Origin of the sequence: Novosphingobium sp. CF614, from assembly GCF_900113255.1 — a bacterium.
GTDB lineage: Bacteria > Pseudomonadota > Alphaproteobacteria > Sphingomonadales > Sphingomonadaceae > Novosphingobium.
On sequence record NZ_FOOR01000014.1, the window covers coordinates 33,915 to 53,958 of the forward strand.

General features: G+C 62.6%; 14 protein-coding genes and 1 pseudogene. 3 read left to right on the top strand and 12 right to left on the bottom strand.

The annotated features are described in order from the left end of the window. The first annotated feature begins 39 nt into the window (after positions 1–39). Positions 40–204 carry a hypothetical protein gene (locus BM052_RS19975; protein WP_177198486.1) on the top strand — a complete coding sequence of 55 codons (165 nt, stop codon included), beginning with the start codon at positions 40–42 and terminating at the stop codon, positions 202–204. Positions 205–372: 168 nt separating this feature from the next. Here the strand turns inward: BM052_RS19975 and BM052_RS14220 are convergent, their stop codons facing one another. The 5 genes from BM052_RS14220 to BM052_RS14240 form a co-directional block, all read right to left on the bottom strand. After that, complete coding sequence (locus tag BM052_RS14220; RefSeq protein WP_091147950.1) at positions 373–2,478, bottom strand: phosphocholine-specific phospholipase C; 2,106 nt, start codon at positions 2,476–2,478, stop codon at positions 373–375. A 39-nt stretch (positions 2,479–2,517) separates the two neighbouring features. Beyond that, complete coding sequence (phnE, locus tag BM052_RS14225) at positions 2,518–3,516, bottom strand: phosphonate ABC transporter, permease protein PhnE (protein ID WP_091147951.1); 999 nt, start codon at positions 3,514–3,516, stop codon at positions 2,518–2,520. Next, the gene (phnC, locus tag BM052_RS14230) at positions 3,513–4,292 is read right to left on the bottom strand and encodes a phosphonate ABC transporter ATP-binding protein (protein WP_091147952.1); all 780 of its coding nucleotides are present in this window, start codon (positions 4,290–4,292) and stop codon (positions 3,513–3,515) included. Before phnC ends, phnE begins: the two co-directional genes overlap by 4 nt. 8 nt (positions 4,293–4,300) lie before the next feature. Further along, positions 4,301–5,227 carry a phosphate/phosphite/phosphonate ABC transporter substrate-binding protein gene (locus BM052_RS14235; RefSeq protein WP_091147954.1) on the bottom strand — a complete coding sequence of 309 codons (927 nt, stop codon included), beginning with the start codon at positions 5,225–5,227 and terminating at the stop codon, positions 4,301–4,303. Between the two features lie 157 nt (positions 5,228–5,384). Further along, entirely contained in the window at positions 5,385–7,553 is a 2,169-nt protein-coding gene (locus BM052_RS14240) for a TonB-dependent receptor plug domain-containing protein (protein ID WP_091147955.1), read from the bottom strand. Between the two features lie 320 nt (positions 7,554–7,873). On the opposite strand from BM052_RS14240, the gene BM052_RS14245 reads away from it, so the two are divergent. Continuing rightward, positions 7,874–8,773 (top strand): MurR/RpiR family transcriptional regulator, encoded by a 900-nt coding sequence (locus BM052_RS14245; protein ID WP_255406156.1) that lies wholly within the window; start codon positions 7,874–7,876, stop codon positions 8,771–8,773. A gap of 2 nt (positions 8,774–8,775) precedes the next feature. Here the strand turns inward: BM052_RS14245 and BM052_RS14250 are convergent, their stop codons facing one another. Next, positions 8,776–9,546 carry an HAD-IIA family hydrolase gene (locus tag BM052_RS14250; RefSeq protein WP_091147958.1) on the bottom strand — a complete coding sequence of 257 codons (771 nt, stop codon included), beginning with the start codon at positions 9,544–9,546 and terminating at the stop codon, positions 8,776–8,778. 164 nt (positions 9,547–9,710) lie between these two features. Between BM052_RS14250 and BM052_RS14255 the strand changes: the two are divergent. Further along, a pseudogene (locus tag BM052_RS14255) lies at positions 9,711–10,329 on the top strand (transposase); the annotation flags it as partial. 42 nt (positions 10,330–10,371) lie between these two features. Here the strand turns inward: BM052_RS14255 and BM052_RS14260 are convergent. From BM052_RS14260 to BM052_RS14285, 6 genes are all read right to left on the bottom strand, one after another. Next, positions 10,372–11,244: a 4'-phosphopantetheinyl transferase family protein gene (locus tag BM052_RS14260; RefSeq protein ID WP_091147960.1), complete on the bottom strand. Its 873-nt coding sequence runs from the start codon at positions 11,242–11,244 to the stop codon at positions 10,372–10,374. Then, positions 11,183–12,493 (bottom strand): lysine N(6)-hydroxylase/L-ornithine N(5)-oxygenase family protein, encoded by a 1,311-nt coding sequence (locus BM052_RS14265; protein ID WP_091147961.1) that lies wholly within the window; start codon positions 12,491–12,493, stop codon positions 11,183–11,185. The genes BM052_RS14260 and BM052_RS14265 overlap by 62 nt, the downstream gene beginning before the upstream one ends. Positions 12,494–12,553: 60 nt before the next feature. Next, complete coding sequence (locus tag BM052_RS14270; protein ID WP_218151559.1) at positions 12,554–13,651, bottom strand: GNAT family N-acetyltransferase; 1,098 nt, start codon at positions 13,649–13,651, stop codon at positions 12,554–12,556. 76 nt (positions 13,652–13,727) lie between these two features. Next, positions 13,728–15,398: a cyclic peptide export ABC transporter gene (locus BM052_RS14275; protein WP_091147963.1), complete on the bottom strand. Its 1,671-nt coding sequence runs from the start codon at positions 15,396–15,398 to the stop codon at positions 13,728–13,730. After that, the gene (locus BM052_RS14280) at positions 15,395–18,610 is read right to left on the bottom strand and encodes a non-ribosomal peptide synthetase (protein WP_177198487.1); all 3,216 of its coding nucleotides are present in this window, start codon (positions 18,608–18,610) and stop codon (positions 15,395–15,397) included. The genes BM052_RS14275 and BM052_RS14280 overlap by 4 nt, the downstream gene beginning before the upstream one ends. A gap of 4 nt (positions 18,611–18,614) precedes the next feature. Beyond that, positions 18,615–20,036 (bottom strand): diaminobutyrate--2-oxoglutarate transaminase, encoded by a 1,422-nt coding sequence (locus BM052_RS14285; protein WP_091147966.1) that lies wholly within the window; start codon positions 20,034–20,036, stop codon positions 18,615–18,617. Positions 20,037–20,044: the final 8 nt, after the last annotated feature.

The following is a 20,044-nucleotide window of genomic DNA, read 5'->3' on the forward strand; positions in this document are numbered from 1 at the left end:
GACGCGCCGAGAACAATCTATTTCTTAGGGTATTGACTGATGAACAGGCGGCAATTGCTGATTGGCGCGGGCGCATTGACGGTCGGAGGCGCCGGTGCGGCTCTATTCGGTATCTCGCGCACCGACTCGATGGCCGACTATGCCGATGCGGTCGCCATGATGCGGGCGACGCTTTCCTTCGCAGCGAAGTCGCCTGGGAAATAGACGGGAACGAAACCATCCACTGGCAAGGCCGTATCCAGCAATGGGGAGCGCTGAGCGTGTGAGCGCGGTTGATGCGACGCCCGACCGGCCTGGGGGCGGGCCGCGCATCGCTCGGCCTCCCGCTAACAGCCCAGTATACGCCGTATTCAGAATCCGGACGGATGGCGATCAGGTGAACATTAGCGGGTCACTCACGCCGTGCTTGCCATCTTCCATACGGCCGGCCAGGCGAACCGAAAGGCCGTAAGAAGAAATGGTAAAATCGTACCAGTGCTGGGTCTTCGCGACGGGCCAGCGTGCCTTCGCCGATTGACCGGCTACGACGCTGATTCTCTGCGGCTTGTTCACCCGGTACTGATCGTCACCGATGGTCAGATCAATGGAACTGGTGCCGGGATTGGTGATCACCAGATCGAGAGCCTTGCCCTCCGGGTCGTAGCGTGCGGCCAGTGTAGGTATCGAGTTCACGCTCGCGAAGACGAACGACCGCCGGAAGCCATTGGGGCCCAATACCAGAAGATCGAAGCCGCCTTGGCCGTTCGCCGTCCAGTTGTCGTCCAGCGTCCTGCCCGGCTCCACGCAAAAGCGGCGCGAGAGCCGGTCGAGGTGGTGCCTGTCGTAGACGTGGAATACGGCGCCGGCATCGCCTTCGTTGAGAAAACGAAGCGTAAGCGAGCTGCCGTCCGCACCCGGCTCGGCATCGACGTGCAGCACATAAGGCAGCGCGCGGGATCGGCGCAGGCCCTGCTCCTGAAACAGCTCCTCCGGTGTTCGGGGAGGCAGTATCTTTGGTCGCTGCAGATGCCGCGCCAGCGCCTCGTTCGAACCCCTTGTGTCCGGCAAAGGCGGGAAAGCGCCATCCCCTTGCAAGCTGAAGTCGAAGCAGGAAGTCAGATCGCCGCAGATCGCCCTGTGCCATGGGCTGATCGCCGGGATGGTCACGCCGAAACGCTTCTCGATGAAGCGGCCCACCGAAGTGTGGTCGAAGGTCTCCGAACTGACCCAGCCGCCCTTGCTCCAGGGGGAAACGACATACATGGGCACGCGGGGCCCCAGGCCCCAGGCTCGGGTGGTGCCGGTCACGACATCATCGCGTGAGGTATACTTGTCTTCGTGATCGTCGAAATACTCACCGGCGAGGTCGAAGGTCGACTTGCCCGCCAATGTGCCGTCCCTGTTCCACGAAGGCGGCGCGGGTGGCGGCAGATGGTCGAACAGGCCATCGTTCTCGTCAAACGTCTGGAAGAACACCGTGCTCGCCCAGACATCCGGATTGCCGGTCAAGGCATCGAGCACGCCGGCCGTGAATTCGGCGCCTTCGATAGGCGTGGACGCGGAAGGATGCTCGGACCATTCCTTCGGCGGCAGCACCCAGGAGACAGCCGGCAGCGTGCCGTCCTTCACATCCTGAGCGAGCCGCTCGAGCGACCAGTGGCGCATGCCGCGCTCGTAAAGCGGCTCACCCGGTTTGGCGTCGCGAAAGCCCTTGAAGGCAAGGCCGCCGTGCATGGCACCGGTCCAGTTGTCGTTGGGATCCTGATAGATGCGCCAGTCGATTCCGTGGTTCTCGAGCACTTCCGGGATGGTCGGCCACTCCAGCGCATTGCCCGCATACGTGTAACCCGGTGCCGGCAGCGCGCCTTTGATCCAGCAACGCAGGTTGTTCGGCTCCGATCTGTCGTCACGGCAGTTGACTCCGCGCGCTTGCAACGCGGGATCGAAGCTGGACCCCGACCAGAAGACGATGCGGTTTGGGTCCGTACCGCTCGTGATCGAGCAGTGATAAGCGTCGCAGATGGTGAAGGCCTCAGCCAAGGCGAACTGGAATGGGATGTCGTCGCGCTTGAAGTAGCCCATGGAATAGTCGGTCTTGAACTTGGGCCAGAGGCCAAAGCTGCCCTGGTTCCAGGCTGCCTGCGCATCCGCGAAGGAATGCGGCGTACCGGGCACTTTCATCGCGTTGGTGGCCTCGGTGTCGAGATGGAAAGGCGGAAGCACCCTGGCACCGTTGAACTGTTCCCAGACGGTACGGCCGCCCAGCAGCGGCACCGTCTGACGGTCACCGAAGCCACGCACGCCTTTCATCGTGCCGAAGTAGTGATCGAAGGAGCGGTTCTCCTGCATGAGAATGACGATATGCTTCACATCGTTGATCGTGCCGGCGACGCGGCGGGCGGGAACAGCGAGTGCCCGGTCTATGCTGGCGGGAAAGGAGGCGGCCGCGCCGAGCGCCCCCATCACCTTGAGGAATTCACGCCTGTTGTTCGTCACCATGGGACCAGTCTCCTGCGGAAAGAGGCGGAAAAAGTGGAGCTAAAGGAAGCGTCGTCTCAAGCGCGCTGAAAGTTGATCCAGAGCCAGGACGACGAAGAAAATTGCGAGCAGGATCGTCCCGACATGCCCGTATTCGTACATGTCGTAGCGGCCCTTGAGCTCCTGGCCGATACCGCCGGCACCGACGAGGCCGACCACCGTGGCCATGCGGACATTCCGGTCGAGCACATAGAGCGAGGCGCCGATATATTGTGGCAGGACCTGCGGCAGGACAGCCAGGCGCCAGATCGCCAGTTGCCCTGCACCGATCGCCGCCAGCGCTTCCTGCGGCCGTGCATCGGCGTTTTCCATGTCATCCGCATAGAACTTGCCGAGGACGCCAGCGGCGTGAAGGCCAAGCGCCATGAAGCCCGCGATCGGACCGAAACCGTAGGCGATCACAAGGAACAGCGCGCTGATCAGCTCCGGCACCGCGCGCAGGAAGCTGACTGCCGAGCGAGCGAGAAAACGCACGCCGGCGTGCTGCGTGATGTTGCGAGCGCTCAGCAGCGCCAGCGGCATGCCGAGGAGCGCGCCGACCAGCGTGCCCCAGAGCGCGATTTCCAGCGTCTCCAGGATCTTGACCGCGACATGGTGGAGATAGCCCAAAGGCCTGACCAGGTAGGTCCTGGTGACTGTCTGCGCATTGATCTCCAGCATCTCGGGATCGAACACCTTCTCGCTGGCCTGAACTTTCTCCAGATAGGCGAAGGACGGGAGCCGTTCGGGATCAAAATTCTCGATGCGCCCGACTTCCTGCCGGTCCGAAATCTGCAGCGGGAAAAGGCGGGCGAGGACATTGCCCTGCCCGCTTGCCCGCTGCTCTCCGCCGAGCAGCGCCGCGCCGGTCAATGAAAGCATTCGCCCGACTTCGACCCGTTGGCCGGTGTAGGACAGCAGGGCGAAGGCCAAGAGGAGGACAAGCAGGCTTTTCGCGCCGAAGGGCTGCGGATAGGTCCAGCCGACGGCGCTACGCACCGGAGCGGAGGCGGCGGTCATACGGCCTCCTGCAGGCGTACGGGTGCAGGAGCAGCTGCATTTCCGCCTCTGGCATAGATTACCGCCAGATCCCGCGCATTGAGTGCATCGGGTGCACCGTCGAAGATGATCCGGCCCTGATGCAACGCAACGATCCGGTCAGCGAACGCACGGGCGAGGTCGAGCTGGTGCAAGCTGCAAAGCACTGTTGTGCCTTGCTCGCGCGCTTGGTTCCTGAGCAGTTCGAGCACCTCGCGGCCGAGCGTCGGATCGAGGCTGGCCACGGGTTCGTCGGCGAGGATTATCGCCGGATTGAGCATGAAGGCGCGGGCCAGGCCGAGGCGCTGCTGCTGTCCGCCGGAAAGCTGCTCGGCCCGGCGCCGCAAATGAACTTCGTCCAGGCCCACTGCGCCCAGCAGATGGCAGGCCTTGCGTTTTAACGCTTCGGGATAGAGCCCGGTCAGCACGCGCCAGAGTGGCAATGCTGATACGGCGCCGGCCATGACATTGGCCGCGCCGCTCGCGCGGGACACCAGACCGAAATGCTGGTGTACCATGGCAATGCGGCGGCGCAGGGTCGGCAACGATTGGGAAGCGACCGCTTGGCCGTCGACGAAGACCTGTCCCGCAGTCGGATTCTCAAGGCCATTGACGCAGCGCAGCAGAGTCGACTTGCCCGCTCCGGAATGGCCGAGCAGCACACAGAACTGGCCAGCCGGGATGACGAGGTCGATCTCGCAAAGCGCCTTGGTGCCGTCCGGCCAGACCTTGCTGAGCTGTTCGAAGCGAATCTCCACGATGCCCCTCAGCGCTCCGACGATTTCTTGAGGATTTCGCTCTTCAACTCGTCGCTGAGCAGGGCCATCTTGCGCGCCGCGCTCTCGAAGCGCTCGGGCGGGAAGTGCGCGTCATATCCATCGACCTGTTTGCCGCCGTAGCCGCGGATCATTTCCGGGTGGATGCCGGGCGCCTTGGCAACGCCCTCGAACGCCTGTCGGAGCTTCTCCTTGAGAACCTCGGGCAACTTGCTGTTCATAACGAGCGGTGGGTAGGGAATGGGTTCACTGCGCGCGACAACACGGACGTCAGCGGCCCCCGGCACGCCTTCCCGCACGGCCTTCTCATAGGATTCGAACGACAGGGCGGCAGCATCGACGCGGGCTTCAAGCAGTGCCGCAAGACTGTTGGCATGACTTCCGGTAAGCCGTAACGGGCCCAGATCCTTCACCGGGTCGATGCCGGCGTCAATCAGCATGGCAATCGGGAACAGGAAAGAGGACGTCGAGTTGAGATCGCCGAAGGCGACACTCCTGCCGCGCAGATCCGTCAGCGTCCGGATCGGCGAGTCTTTTCGCGCGAAGATGCCGGCAAAGTACTCGGACCGACCGTCCTCGACTGCCACGGCCAGCAGTTCGGCACAGCCGCGTTCCTTCGCCTGCAGGTAAGTCACCGGCCCGACGAAGGCCACATCGGCGGTGCCGTTGCACAAGGCCTCGACCACCGCGCCGTAGGATTGCGCGACCTTGAGGTCGAAATCGAGGCCAGCCGTTTTGCCGACGGCTTGGAAAATGGGTCGATAATCGGCGAGCGTGCCGCTTTCGGTGCCGCCATCAGCCGGAATCAGCAGAGCATGGAGCGGCGCATTCTGGTCCTGGCTTTCCTTGGTCGAACAGGCGGCGAGCCCTGCAAGCGCGAGCATCGCCAGTGCCCAGGCAAAAGTTTCTCGCATCATCGTCTTTCTCCCAATGGCCCGCTTGGGCCCGCTACCCCCGGTCGCTAGAACTCCGGCGTGACAAGGCGGTGAAAGTCGTCCGAAGATGCGGCTGATGAGCATCACGGTTCCTGACAAAAGTCCGGACGGAGAGGACTCCGCCCGGACCGACGTGAAGCTAGAAAGTGGTCGTGTAGGAGAAGAAGACGCTCCGCGGCTTGCCCTCGAACGGGTAGCCGTAGAAGTATTCCGGGCTGCTCGTGGTAATCTCCCCGCGAATGAAGGCCGAACTGAAGCGCATGTTCCCGAACCCGTAGCGTTCGGCATAGTGCTCATCGAAGATGTTGACGAAACGAACCTGGAAGCGATGCTGTTTCTCCTCGCCGGCCCAGTAGCCAAGCGAGCCGTTCACTACGAGGTAGTTGCCGAAATTGTGGCGGAGACTGCTGTTGACACCACCCGTCGAGTATTCCGGCCCTTGATAGCGGGGGAACAGATTGACGTGAAAGCGCTGGTCGGGCGAGTTCCAGGCCAAGGTGCCCTGGATCATGTATTCGGGCGTCTCGTTGATCTGCCAATCGGAGCCCTTGAGATGCGCCTTCTGGCGCGTGAAACCCACGTTGAATGACCACTGCTGACCGATCGCCAGGTTCAGGTCGGCTGTGAGCCCGCGGATCTGCGTAACGGCAGTGTTGTTAAAGTAGGTATTCGGCGTCAGGCCCGAGGTGGATTGGATGCGGTTCGAAATATCGGTGTGGAACATGCCCGCTTCGCCGCTGAAGTTGACGCTGCCGACCGTCTTCGCGAAACCGATGGCTCCATTGTAGGTCTTCGTCGTCTCCGGCTTCAGATCCGGATTGCCGACAAGCGTTGCGCTTTGGGCGAAGAGTTCGTTCGTCTTCGGCAGGCTGTAGGACGTGCCGCCGTTGGCGCGGATGTAGAAGTCGCCGATCGGCTGACGGAAACCGAACTTCCAAATGAACTTGGAACCAAAAGTCCTGGCGAAGTCGACGCGTCCCGCAAGACTTATATTGGTACTCGGACTGAACGGCAGGACCGGCCGCATGTCAAGATAGACACCGGTGGTGGTGTTCCACTCGTGGCTGATCGGAAACACTGAATCGGAATCGTTGCGGTAGGACGTGCGCTGCACGCCGAAAACCGCCTCGCCCACCTCCGGCAGGGTCAGCGTGTTGCGCAGGTTGAGGCCGTACTCCATGAACGCACTGACTTTGGAATCCTCACCGAATCCCTTGTTCGGGTACGGAACGGAGTGGCCAGTCGCTTGCCCAAAGGGAATGGTCCTGCTGGGGTTGCCGGGGTCAACGCAGCCCGTCTTGATTCTGCAGATCTCGGCAAATGTCTCGGTATTGTTGAGCTTGGGGTTGCTCCAGTAGGCAGCGAACTCGGTCAGCAACTTGTCCGACCAACGATGGCTGATGTCGGCGTCGATGATGGGATAGCGCACCCGGTTGGGCGAATAGGTCTCGTTGTCCGGGAAGGCATCCGAGAATTCAATCTGCGTGTACTGCCCATTGAGACGAATCTCCGTGGCGTCGCTCGGCTTGATGAGGAACTTGATGCCGACGTTGTTGCGATTCAGCGGATATTTCTGGATGCCGCCCGCCGCTGCCACGTTGTCCACGAAGTCGTCGGGATTGAAGATGCGCGGACCATCGGTGTTCTGCATGCTGCCGTAGACCATGGCGCTGATCCGGCCTTCATCGTCGAGCGCTCCGCGGGCGTTGCCCCACAGTTCGCGCGAGTTGAAGGAGCCGATGCTGGCGCCCAGTTCCACCTTGTTGGTGCCGTCCGGGCGTTTGGTCACGATGCTGACAACGCCAATGCCGCCATTGCTGCCGAAGAACAGGCTGTTGCCGCCGCGGAAGACCTCGACGCGTTCGATCATATGCGGATCGATCGTCGTCGTGCCCCAGATTTCCTCGAGCGCGGGTCCGCGATCGTAAAGCGGCACGCCGTCGAGAACGACCAGCGTATCGCGATCGCCGCCTCCGTCCAAGCGGATCGTATATTCACCTTCGTCGGGCGAATAGCCGACATTGGCCCCCTTGATAAGGAACTGCGCCAACTCGGCAAAGTTGCTAGCCCCGCTCGCCGCGATCTGCGCCGCGGGGACGACCTGGACGTAGTTGCCGAATTCGACGGCTTCCTCGGCGATTTGCGTGGTCTCGACAGCCTGGCCGGTGACGATGATCGTCGATGGATCGGCAGCTTCTTCCGCGTCCTCGGCCGTATCCGCCGCGTGAGCTGGAACCGTGACCAGCAGCGCCTCAGCCGCCACTGTGGCCAGGATATATGCGATTTGATGTTTGAAGCGCTTCTTCACCGTTTGAGCCCCCAGAATGGAAGAATCATCTCGTGCGGTTCCGGCCCGGTCCTGCTGGCGCTTCCTGGGGCGCACTTCAGTTCCGGCCCGCAGTGCCGACGCGGAGTCACTACTGATTCGATGTGACAGTTGAGTGAATCTTTCTCATTTATAGAAATGCATAATCATGAATAATATACATTTGTGATTGAGCTATGCGCCGCGATGGGCGGGCAAAAGCCCTGTTTTCCCACAAATTCACATCTTGAGTGAATCTCAACTCTGGCCGCCCGTGCCTTGAGCATGCATGGTGATCGCCGTGACGCTACGGAGGTCCGCAAGTGGTAAATTCGCCCAAGATCCAACAAGGTCGGAACAATCAGACCGTAAACAGGCCGGTCGAAAACGCACTCGGTCGAATCAGGGTAGCGCTGCCCTCCATGGCCAAGAGCGCGCAGCGAATCGCCGAATTCATTCTCGAACGGCCCGAGGACATTGTCGGCATGTCGGTGACCGAACTCTCGGAAGCCACTGGCGTCAGCGAAGGCAGCGTCATCAATTTCTGCCGCAGTATTGGACTTTCCGGTTTCCAGCAGATGAAGCTGAGCCTTGCCCAGGAAATCGTGCAACCGGTCCAATTCATTCACGAGGACCTGGACCGGGAAGACGATACGGAAACCGTCTGCCGCAAGGTCTTCCATTCCGGCATCCAGGCGCTGCGGGACACGCTCTCGGTTCTGGATCCCGGCGCGCTCGCACGCGCGGTAGACGCGGTTCGCACGGCCAGGCGAGTGGAAATCTATGGCATCGGCTCATCGGCTCCCATTGCGGAAGATGCGCATTATCGCCTGATTAGGATCGGCCTTGACGCCCGCGCTGTGACCGACAGTCACGTTCAGGCGATCAGCGCGTCGCGGTGCGACCCGGACGTCGCGGTAATCACCATCTCGCACAGCGGAGCGACGCATGAGACCGTCGTCGCAACGAGGCTGGCGAAAGAAGCTGGCGCGCGCACTATCGTAGTCACCAATTTTGCCCGGTCCCCGATCCAGGCCTATGCGGATATCGTGCTGTTCACCATGGCGCGCGAGACGCGTTTCCGGACAGAGGCGATGACCAGCCGGATAGCGCAGCTCTGCGTGGTCGACGCGCTTGTCGCCGGGCTCGCACTTGCCGATTACGACCATGCGACCGACGTCCTCAAGAAGACGTTCGACGTCCTCTCGATCAAACGCTTCTGAGGTTAAGCCGCGATGGGCTCGAGCAGATCTTCCAGCTTGAGCGATGAGGCACCGCCGATCAGGATCGACCGTATACCGAGTCGCAGAGCGCCCTCGCCGTCAGTTTCCGGATTGTCGCCGATCATCACGGCGTGCTGTGGTGCAACGTTAAGGTGTTGGCACGCCCGCTGGAACAGGAGTGGGCCTGGCTTGCCGATCACGCTCGGCTCGAATTTCGCATCGCCAGCGCAAGCCAGCAATGCCGCCAGCAGAGCGCCGGTTTCGGGAACGACCCGGTCAGCAGGGCCGGGATGCGTCCGATCGGCATTGGCTACAACCAGCCGTGCGCCCTGCCGCAGGGCATTGGCTGCTCTTTCCAATTTTGCGTAGGAAAAACGCGCATCACGCATAAGGACCAGGACATCTGGGTTGTCGCGCACGAGAGGAACGCCGAGCGTGCGGGCCAGATCGCGGATCTTCGGCGCTGACAGTAGCATGACCCGCTTCGCGCCGGACTGCGCGACATCACGCACCGCTTCAACGCCCGCCAGGAATATCCGGTCCTGCGGAAAATCCACGTCGTGCCAAGCCAAGATCTCCTTTAGGTCGGCCGGCAGATGGGTGGAATTGTTGGAGACGATCGCCACACGATCGGCATGCTCTGCGATGAGGCGCTTGGCGCACGGCAGAATGCGCCCGCCGACGGCGACGCAGCCATCCCAATCCAGAAGGATTCCTTTCGCGAAACCGAGCACCCGGCGTTCAGCCAAACCGTTCGATATCCGCTGACTCAAGGACAAGCTCCACCCCCATTTGCGATTTCCAGCCAATTCGGGATCTGTCTATACTCAATATTGCGTGGAATTAAAGATGAAATATTCTCATAAATTTGGCTATATCGGAGCATCACCGCCCACCCCGATCCGCACCAGGCCGCGTTCCGTCGGCGCTTACGACCGTCTCGGTCGCGGTGATCGTTGCCGTGGGGATGAACAGCGATGGCCGCCGCGAAGTACTGGGCATGGACACGGCCCCTCGGAAGCCGAACCCTTCTGGAGCGCCTTCTTGCGCAAACTGACACATCAGGGCGGTCGTCTCCAAGCTGCTGAACGCAATCTGGCCGCGCTGCCGCGTTCACTTCATGCGCAACGCGTTGGCACACGCCGGCAAGAGCGGAAGGCGCATCGTCTCCGCGTTCATCGCCACCGCCTTCGCTCGGCAGGCGCCCGAGGCCGCCAGCCAGCAATGGCCTTCCGTGGCCGATCAGGTGCGCCCCAAGCTGCCCCAACTCGCGACCCTGATGTGATGTGCCGGCCTAACTGACCTTCCCCAGAGAACGCCGCGCCAAGCTTCACGGCACGAATCCCATCGAGCGCCTCAACGGCGAGATCAAGTGCAGGACCGAGGTCGTCGGCATCTTCCCCAATGAGGCTGCCATCACCCGCCTGGTCGGCGCCATCCTCATGGAACAGTCCAACAAATGGGCCGTCCAGCGTGCCCGCTACATGACGCTTGAAACCATGGCGCCGGTCAGCGACAATCCCATCATCATGCTCTCGGCCGTGCCCGGCACATGATCGGCCCGAACTGACGCCGGAAGACGCGCGGAACGACCCCAGCTACACCACGCCGTGGGACACGATCTCTGAGCAAGCTGCAGCAGTGCTGGATCGGACGGCTTCCAACGGCCAAGCAGGGGAAGATCGCTGCCCAGACAAAGCGAAAGACAGATGATGGCCCATTCGCACGCCCAGGTAGTGGACGTGGCAAATGGCATCTTCAGCAAGATCTCCTTCATCGCGCATCGTCGTCAACGAGGACGTGACGGGGATTCGGATTGTCCTTAGCATGTCATCGTCGATGCCGCGCCCCTTCGCCTTCAGATATGCTTCGCATTCCGTCCAGAGGCGTCGGACGAGTTGGTCCCGGCCATCGCCGGATAGTTGGCGGACCCTTTCGATGTCGGGCTCCCGCAAGAACAGTTCCGCAAGCGCAAGGCTATCTTCCAGCGACTCCAACGGTTCGATATCGACGCCCAGCGGGTGCGGGCCGACCGCAACGGCCAGCGCAGCTCGGCTATGGCTAACGTTGTAATGAAAAGGTGCCTCAGGCACGAACGGCTTGCCTTTACCCGACCTCACAATATTCACCTCGGTCGGCAAGCAGCCCAACAGTCGCGACAACGCATGGCGCGTCAAGCCAAAGGACAAGCGCCGACGCATGCGATCTTCCGCGAAGCGCTTCGCATCGGCTTTCGCAAGTTCTTCGTCTGAGAGACAGTCCGTCACGGCATCGTGGACCGCCTCCCATTCATCCAATGCAAAAAGGAATACAGCGCCGCCGCCGGTCGGCCAGGCCACATGGTCAAGCGCCGCGCCCGTGAAAGCGAGGGTTGTAAGGCCTCGCCCAGCAGCGATCCTTTCCCATTGCTCACCCGACAGCATAAGCAACAGAACGCTCTGCCTGGGCTTCAATTCCATGATGGAGGGCATCAGTAATCTCGCTCGCCCGCATGGGGAGCACCGACAGCAATGAATCGCTCAAGCCATGCGTGGCTTCGCAGCATCCCTGGAGGTATATGCCCGCATCGCACACTGGCGCGGTAGGTAAGCTATAATCCCGGTTGGGAACCATGGATTCGAGGCAGGACCTCATTGGCTCCAGAAACGCCGCAGACGGTGCGTGCCGGTATCCTGTCGCCAGCACGACACCGCCGAAGCTGCGCGTCTCGTGCGATCCATCATCCAGATTGTGCAGATTGAGTTCGATCCGGCGCCCCTGATCCCCCACACGCACCGCTCGAACCTCATGCCGGGGCGAGAGCCGGTGCCGTTCCGCCTTTACGACCTGCTGCTGATAAAAGGTATCAAAGATCTTTTCGATCAGGTCGGGATCGACGACGGAATAGTTCGTGCTGCTGAAATTCCCGACGAGTTGCCTGCGCTCCTCCAGAGGTCTTCCATAGAAATAATCGGTATATTCCGTGTTGAAGATTTCATTCACGAAAGAGCTGCTGTCGGCTGGCCGCAAGGTCGAGGCCCGGGCAATCAGGTCAACAGCAACGCCCCGGCTGTGTAGGTCCATAAAGATTTCTGCAGCACTTTGCCCGAAACCGATGACGGCGACCCGGTCGGCCGAGCCCAGCCGGTCCACGGCCGATAGATAGCGGCTCGAATGGATGATGGTGGAAACCTCTTCCAACCCTGCGAAAGCTTCGGGGACGCACGGCCGTCCTCCCATACCGATAACGGCATTTCTCGCCAGCCAGTGCCGCTCCCGCCCCTGCCTGTCGCGCGCGTGGACGCGGACATGCCGGACACGGCCGTGGTCCCACACGGGCTCGATTGCCAGAACTTCCTGACCGTAAGTACATTGCGCCTCGAAATGGCCGGCGGCCCAGCGCAGGTAATCGTTGAACTCATGACGGCTGGGATAAAACGTGCGCGTGTTGATGAAGTCCTCGAATCGTCCGTGAACATGGAGGTAGTTCAGAAAGCTGAACGGGCTGGTGGGATCGCGCATGGACACGAGATCCTTGAGAAAGCATATCTGCATCCGGCTGCCATCCAGCAGCATGTCGCCGTGCCAGACGAAGCTCTCGCGCTTTTCGAGGAAATGGCAGGCAAGGCGACTGCCTGCTTCGCGCATGGCAATGGCAAGGGCCAGGTTCGAAGGGCCGAATCCGATTCCCACACAATCCAGGGGCGCGGAGATTTGGGGCGAAGTTGTAATATCGGTCATGATGGAATCCTTCCTGTTCTGCTGGCACGGGGTTGCCGGGCGCGGTATGCTGGGAACTGCTCAGATCCGGGGGACCCACAGCCGCTCCGCGAAGAATCGCGCACGAGAGAGGGAGACGAGAAGCGCCCGCTTGTGGGGAAAATCGAACTCCTTGACCTTGGCGAAACCGCCCCGGTCGAGGTTGCGGATCTGTTGGTGATGATTGGCTGCCGGTTCACCCACGATTCGCCGTGTCCTGGGATCGGACAGCAGCATGTAGTGGACGATCGACGGCATCCAGGCCGTGATATACTCGCGCCCTCGCACGTCCTCCTCTCCGATCAGAACGTGCCAGCCGCGATCGTAGTCATCGGCATCGTAGTGAGGGCCGAGCCGGTTCTCCTTTGCCCAGTAGACCTCGAAATAGCCGAAAGGCCGGTTATCGAGGCTGACAATGAGCGGAATAACGTGAGGATCGTCCAGCAGCGCCTGGAGATAGCGACGATGATAATCGAGATCGCCCTCTTCCAGCCAGAAAGGTGCGATACGCGGATCGTTCTGCCAGCGGTGGAAGAGCGCGATATCGCGATCGAGATCGACGAGACGAAGGGACAAGGTCTTGTCAAGCCAGGGGATGTGGCGGGCATAGACCTTACCCTGCCGGGTGGGCGGACGCCTGGGGTGATATCGCCCTTCGGTCACCGTGTAGCGGGCGGGATAGGCGCTGCCGGATTGTCCCAGTGGACGCAGCCAGAGGTCCGGAAGCTGAAAGAGGGCCGACGCGAAGACCCTCCATCCTGCCCCCTCTTCGGCTGCGATCACGCCGTCCTGCCACAACCGGTGCCGCAGCCTGTCCTCGATCGCCACTGCCAGATCGGCTGGATTGCCCGCCCGGGCGAGTGCCGCCTCCAGCGCCGCCAGGGCGCAGATCCGGTCGCTCATGTCCGTGCCCAAGCCCTGCTCCCGCAGGGTCTGTTCCAACATCAGAACAGGCTCTCCACACCGATCGGCCAGTCGCCAGCGTTGAGCCCCACCATCTTGCAGGATCACCGACAATCGCTCGCCATCCCACCGGGGCAGGGGCGTGTCCCGATCGTCCGGATGGGAGCCGCCTTCAGGCGATGGCACCGCGTCGGGCATATCCGCACGCATCGCGGTGACCAGCACGTCGTCATTCATTCTTCGGTTCCTTTGACAAGGTCGGTTGCTGGCAAAGCCGATTGCATTCATCGCAGGATCGACGCTGCGCCGTCCGTTACAGGACGGCTCCCATGCGATGCGACACATCCTCCGCCCGCCATGCCGACAAGATCCCGGCGTCGCATTGCAGGACACGGTCGGCCACGTGGAAGAAGCGATCGTCGTGGCTCACTGCGATGATCGTACGTCCTTGCGCGCGCAGTTCGGGCAGCAGTTCCTCATAGAAAAAGCGGCGGAATACGGGATCCTGGTCCGCGGCCCACTCGTCGAGCAGCAGGACCGGCCGTTCCTCCACCAGTGCACCGAGGAGGGCGAGGCGCTTGCGCTGTCCCTGCGACAACTGGATGTCGGACAAGCGGCTGTCCTCGATGGAGACCTTGTCGTCGAGGCGCAGGCGGCGCAGGAAAGCCTGGGCAAGCGTCTCGTCGAGCCTTCCGCCCGGGCCAACCAGGCGGTCGAAAAGGAAAGGCAAGGAGAAGACAGCGCTGATCTGTTCCCGCAGCACGCGCCGCTCCGCGTCGGTCACATATTCGCCTGCCAGGCGGATGCTGCCGCTCGTGGGCCGGCGCAATCCGGCAAGGATCGACATCAGCGTTGACTTGCCGCTGCCGTTTCCCCCGACGATGAAGACCGTCTCTCCCCGCTCGATTGACAGGTCGAGGGGCCCCAGACGAAAGCCTGGTTCGCCGTTGGCCGGAGAATGCTGGAACACGATGTCCCGAAGCTCGATCAGAGGAGAATGCTCCTTCCGGTGATCGTTCGCACGCCCGGGAAGCACCGGACGTGCGGATGCATGAAAATCGCTGCGATGCTCTTCCAGCCGCAGCGATTCCACCCGTGCGAGAGCGACATTACCCGCCAGCAGGATCGGCAACGTGCCGACCAGTTCGTTGAGCGGCATGCGCAGGAACATCAGCACCAGCACGAAAGCCGCGATATTTGCCGAAGGCAGGCCCAGCATTGTTCCGACGATGAAGATACCCGCCATGACGCCGAGGACGAGCAACGCCGTCCAACTGAGACTCAAGGCCCAATAGCCATCGGCACGGGTTTCCGTTACCCGGGCATGTTCCGCTGTCGCGGTCACGTCCTCGCGGTGGAATATCTGCCTGCGCCACCCGTTCAGCGCCAGTTCGTGGCGGCCTTCGATCGCACCACGATAGGCCTCCATCAGGCGGTCGTCGGTCGCGCGCACTTCCATCATCAGGCCGCGCATCCGCAGCACCCATCGGTAGGCGACGGCCACAGCGGCCCCGATCAGGCCCGCGCTGAAGGCGAACAGGGGCAGCGAAAGCCAGGCGAGGTAACAGAAGCCGCTGAGCAGCATGACGGCATTGGCAAACAGCAATGGCAATCGATTGAACGCCTGCCCCACTGCGACGATGTCCTTGGCCAGCGTGGCATAGAGAGCAGATGCGCCGATCTCGTCCAGCCGCTCCAGATCAGTGTCCATGATCCGCTTGACGGTCTTGACCCGCATGTCGCTGACGACGCGATGGCCAAGGGCGGTCAGCATCGATTGCGACACGAAGCCGCATACGAAAACCGCCGCAAGCAGCGCCGCGATGAGGAGTACCCGATGGGTGTCGAGCGGCAAGGTGCCGGCTACAAGCGCGTTGATTGTGGCGACTAGCGCCAGGCCCGATACCGCACCGCCTGCGCCCAGAAGCATCGCCAACGGAATACGCCAGCGGAACTGGCGCAGGAGAGACAGGAGCAAGCTCATAGCGTCTCCAGCAGATTGCGCATGAAGGCGAGATCTCCCGCGGCATCGACCGGAGCCCGCTCATCGATCAGCGCCGCCATGTCGCGCACGGTCGGCGCGCGGAACAGCATCTGAAGCGGCAGTTCGTGGCCGAATTCCTTGCGTATCCGGGTTTGCAGCCGCGCCAGCCGCAGCGAATGGCCGCCCAGCGCGAAGAAATTGTCCGTCATACCGAAACTCGTGCGATCCAGCACGTCATGCCAGAGCGCCAGCAGCCGCGCTTCGGTCTCGCTGGCCGGACCAGCTTGTTTGGCGGCGAGCGCCTTGTCCGGCGGGATGGCGGACAAAGCCGCCCGGTCGATCTTTCCGCTGGCGTTCAGCGGTAGGCTGTCCAGCACGGTCCACCGTGCCGGTATCATATAGCAGGGCAGATAAGAGGCTGCATGAGACCGCAGAGCAGTCGAATCCGTCTCTGCCGCACTGAGCACATAGGCAGCCAGCGTCATGTCCTCTTCCGCCTCTTTGCGGGGAACGACGACCGCCTGCGACACGGCGGGGTGTCGTTCCAGAACGGCCTCGATTTCCGCCGGTTCCACGCGAAAGCCACGTATCTTGAGCTGGTGGTCGCGGCGGCCCAGGAACTCGATCGCACTATCGGACCGGCGGCGGACGCGATCTCCGGTCCGGTACAGGCGCGTGCCTGCTGCCCCAGCGGGATTGGCAAAAGGATCGGGCAGGAACGCCGCCGCGGTCAACGCTGGCGCGCCCGCATAGCCGCGCGCCAGCCCCTCACCACCGATCCATAGTTCGCCGACGGCGCCCGGCGGTACGGGCTCCATATGTCCGTCAAGTATGTAGAGCCGAGTATTGGCAACGGCTTGGCCGATCGGCACGGTCGCGCCCTCGCCGAGCTGATCGACCTGGAATGCGGAAGACCAGATCGTCGTTTCGGTTGGGCCGTAAACGTTTGTGAGATCGATGCCCCGTTCCAACATGCGCGCGGCGAGCGATGCTCCCAGAGCTTCTCCACCGCAAAGGCCCCGCATGCCCGGCCAGCGCGCCTCGGTGCCGTCGAGCAGAAGACGCCAGCTCGCCGGCGTGGCCTGCATCACATTAATGTCATGACGGCGGATCAGGTCGGCCAGCGCCAGCGGATCGCCGACGGCGTCCTGTGGGGCGACCACCACGGTTCCACCGCACACCAGCGGCAGGAACAACTCCAGCCCGGCTATGTCGAAGCCCAGCGTCGTCACCGCCAGCAGTCGATCACCGGGTCCCATCGGCACCAGCTGCCGCATCGCCGCCAGGAAATTGGCAAGGGCATGCCGTTCGATCGCGACGCCTTTGGGAACCCCAGTCGACCCGGATGTATAGAGCACATAGGCGAGCTGCCGTTTATCTGCAGGCCGCGCGGGATTTTCTTCCTCCCCTTCCGCAGCATCGCCAAGAAGACGGTCGAGCGGACTGTCAATCGTGAGGAGAGGCTTTGCGTGGCTTCGGATCAACGCGGTGCGCGCCTCTGGCTGAGCCGGATCCAGCGGAAGATAGGCACCACCCGCCTTGCCGATCGCCAGCAACGCAGCAATCATGTCCAGCCCCCGCGGGAGGGCCACGCCGACCAAGCGTTCCGCCGCCACACCGACCTTGCGCAAAGCATGGGCAAGGCGGTTTGCCCGCGCGTTCAATGCGGCGTAGCTGATGCTCTCATCCCCGCATACAGCGGCCAGGGCATCGGGTTGGCGCGCTACCATACCCTCGAACATCGCGATCATGTCATGCGAACCATCGACAGACACTTCCGGCCCCGCCCCGCCTACCAGCGCAACGTGCCTGTCCGCCGCCTCCCACATCGGTAAAACATCCCACGCGCGCCCGGCCTCCGCCGTGATCGATGCGAGCAGCACTCTGAATTGCGCGCCCATGGCCTCGATCGTCGTGCGGTCGAACAGGTCCGTCGCGTATTCGATGGAGCAGCGCACGCCTGATGCCGAATAGGTTACGTCAAGGCTGAGCTCGAACTTTGCGGTATGCTCCGGAATCGAGACCAGCTCGACAGCCAATCCCGGCAGGCTCAAGGCCGCATTGGCATCCATCTGCACATTGACCATCGTCTGAAATACGGGCGTGCGCCCATTGCTCCGGTCAGCGGCGGGCAAGCGTTCCAACAGCCGCTCAAAGGGCACCGGCCCATCGTCCAGCATCGCCCGGGCATCCGCACGCAAGGCCTGGATCAACTCGCGCCCCGTCATGCCAGTGCGTAGCCGCAGCCGATATACTTCGGTTTCAACGAAGAAACCGACGACATCCTCGAAATCCTCGTCTCCGCGTCCGGCATTGGGCACGCCGATGGCGAAGTCGTCCTGGCCGGACCAGCGGCCCAGCAGTATCGCCCAAGCCGCCAGAAGCACAATGAAGGGCGTACACCCCTCGGAACGGGCGAAGATTTTCACGCCCTCCGCCAGTTCCGCGCTTAGGGGAAAGTTCACCCGGTCTCCCGCGCTGGTCCTTTGCCCGTCGCGCGGCCGATCGACGGGTATTTCCAGAACGGGGATCACCGTTCTGGCATCCGCCGCGTTCTTGTCCAGCCGGTCGGCTGCCCTGTCCAAGGCCTGCGACACGCGGCCGGAGCCCAGCGCATCGCGCTGCGCCTTCACATAGTCGGCATATTGCGCGACGGCCGGTGGCAGAACTTCGGCAGCATCCCGCCCGGGTGCGGCCACTGCCGTGCGATAGGCATCGAGCAGGTCGCGTACCAGTATCGCATTGGATGCTCCGTCCGACACTATGTGGTGCATTGACAGGACGAGCACGGCCTCATCCTGCGCGATATCGAGCAGCAGCGCGCGATAGGGCGGTTCGGCGGCAAGATCGAAGGGCCGCGCTGCCTCCGCATCGATGCGCCGGGCGATGCCCGCTTCGTTGTCATCGAAGCCTTGCCCGCCATCGAGCCGTTCGCACTGCAGGTGCAGCACGGGGCGATCCAGCACCTCCTGACAGGGCGTGCCGTTCTCTGTCGCGGGAAAGCGGCTGCGCAACAGCTCGTGCCGCCATGCAAGGGCCGTCAAGGCAGCTTGCAGCGCGGCTTTGTCGAGCGTGCCGCGCAGTCGGAAGGCGCGCGTCAGATTGTAACTCGTATCCTGCGGTGCCAGCCTATGCAGGATCCACAGGCGTTCCTGCGCGAAGGAGAGCGGCGACCGCGCGAAGGGCCCGTTTTGCGGTAGCTCGAAGGTCATCGGCTTACTCCGCAGCTTCGGGGATGTGCATGGCGCAGGCCATGCGGATGGCGGTGCGGAACCGCTCGGCAATCTCATCGATCTCATCGGCCGTGACGATCAGCGGACACAGGAACCGGAGCACGGCACCGTGGCGACCACCGACTTCGAGGATCAGCCCCTGTTCAAGACAAGCCCGCTGCACGGCCCGAGCCAGGGCCCCGTCGCCCGGAGAAGCGCCTAAGCCCGAACCGACTCTTGGAGCCGTTTCGACTCCTTCAACGATTTCCACGCCGATCATCAGCCCCCTGCCCCGCACGTCGCCAATGAAAGAGCAGTCGGCCTGAATAGAGCGCAGATGTCCGGCCAGCCGCTGACCCATCGCCTCCGCATGAAGGTGCAGCGCTTCTTCCCGGACGTGCTGGATAGTCGTCAGCCCCGCTGCCATCGCCAACTGATTGCCACGGAATGTTCCGGCATGAGCGCCTGGCGCCCAGCGATCCAGATCCTCCCGGTAGATTATCACTGCCATCGGCAAGCCGCCTCCGATCGCCTTGGAAAGGACAACGACATCAGGCTCGATACCTGCCCGTTCGAACGCGAAGAAAGTACCGGTCCGTCCCACACCCGTCTGGATCTCGTCGATCACCAGCGGCACGCCGGCGGCCCTGGTCAGGCGGCGGACACCCTGCAGCCAGCGAATCGGCGCCGGTATGACCCCGCCCTCCCCCTGCACCGCTTCCAGAAGGACCGCCGCCGGTGCCGGAACGCCGGACTCGGGATCGTTGAGCACCTGATCCAGCAGATGCAGATGCACATCGATCGCGCGCTCCCCGCCGAGCCCGAACGGGCAACGGAATTCATAGGGATACGGCATGATGTGCGCGTCCCCCATGGCTCCGCCCAGGGGCTGCCGAACGGCCAGATTGCCCATCAACGACAGAGCGCCGGCGGTCATGCCGTGATAGGCACCGGAAAAACCCACGACCGCCCGGCGTCCGGTAGCCGTGCGCACCAGCTTCAATGCTGCCTCCACGGCGTCGGAGCCGGACGGGCCGCAGAACTGGATCCTGCCCTGTCGCAGGCCGGCGGGCAGGCTCGCGAAGAGAGCCTCCACGAACGCATCCTTGAGCCGCGTAGGCAAGTCAAGAGTGAGCAGGGGGGCACCCGAATCGACCGCATCACGCAGCGCCGCGATCACCGCAGGGTGGTTATGTCCCAGCGCCAGGGTACCCGCGCCAGCCAGGCAATCGATATAGAGTTGCCCCGCCGCATCGCGCACATAGATGCCGCGAGCCTCACTCAGCACCAGCGGAATACGGCGCGGGTAGGATCGCGCACTGGATTCGCGCTGTTCCTGCCGCGATAGGATGGGATCCGGCCGCAAATGAATCGGTGGCTGGGCGCGAAAAAAATCGAGCGCGAACGCACCTGAAGCGATGTTCATCGCATGCT